The organism is Nonomuraea aridisoli, from assembly GCF_003236395.1.
Lineage (GTDB): Bacteria > Actinomycetota > Actinomycetes > Streptosporangiales > Streptosporangiaceae > Nonomuraea > Nonomuraea aridisoli.
In genome coordinates this window covers 1-912 of sequence record NZ_POUD01000600.1, presented here as the reverse complement: position 1 = coordinate 912, position 912 = coordinate 1, and the positions used below count along the sequence as shown (strand labels likewise).

The following is a 912-nucleotide window of genomic DNA, read 5'->3' as shown; positions in this document are numbered from 1 at the left end:
GTTGTGCCAGATGACGGCGTTGAGGGCGAGGATGCGCTGGCTGATGCGCGCCCACAGGCCGTCTGGGTGGCGGGCGTTGTGGCGTTCGAGGCCGAGCTGGTTCTTCAGCGTCCAGATGATCGCTTCGATGCGTTGGCGTAACCAGCCGGGGAAGGGCAGGGCGGGTGCGGGCTCGTCTTCGCGGGCAGGTCGGATCAGCCGGTGGCCCAGATCGGCGGCGGCTTTCTCGATGCCGGCGCCGGCGAAGCCCTTGTCGCACACGATCGGGCACGGCCCGGGTGCGATCGGGGTGACGTGCAGCAGGTGCAGTGCCTGCTTGCGTTCGTCGAGTTCCTTGGGGCAGGCCAGGCTGAAGGCGGTCACCGCTCCGTCGGCGGTGGTGATCAGCATCAGCTTGGCGCCCCAGTAGAAGGCGTGGTGGGACTTGTCCATGCCGTATCCGGCGATCTCGCCCAGGCTTGACCGGTTGACCGTCACCCGGGAGGCGCCGCACCGGACCGGGGTGCCGTCCATCAGCCGGAGCGGTTCGTGCCAGGTCGGGACGTGGCGGGCCAGCCACAAGGCCGCCGCCGACATCTGCGGGCCCAGCTTTCGCAGCTGCCGGTTGTAGACGGCCTGGGAGGGCAGCCGCGGGAACAGATGACCGATCCGGGCCGCCGCCGTCCGCATCCAGTAACGTTCCTGATCGCAACGCAGCAGAACCTGCGCCACTGCCACGACCACCGCCTCGGCCGAGGTCAGCACCGGGGGCCGGCCTCGTTTGCGAGGCTGTGCCGGCGAAGGCATCACATGATCGTCCAGATGGACATAGAGTGCCGTCAGAAGGGCGTCCAGCTCAGTCTTCACAAACCGATCTTGGACGCCCTTCGCTGTGCCCGCAGACGATCAGCGAATTTCACATCAACGATCTAG

The 912-nt window shown here is 67.4% G+C and carries 1 protein-coding gene; it reads right to left on the bottom strand.

Annotated features, from left to right (window positions below; translation table 11 throughout):
* On the bottom strand, positions 1-846 hold an 846-nt coding region (locus tag C1J01_RS48325), incomplete at its 3' end, for a transposase (RefSeq protein WP_111185864.1).
* Between the last annotated feature and the right edge of the window lie 66 nt (positions 847-912).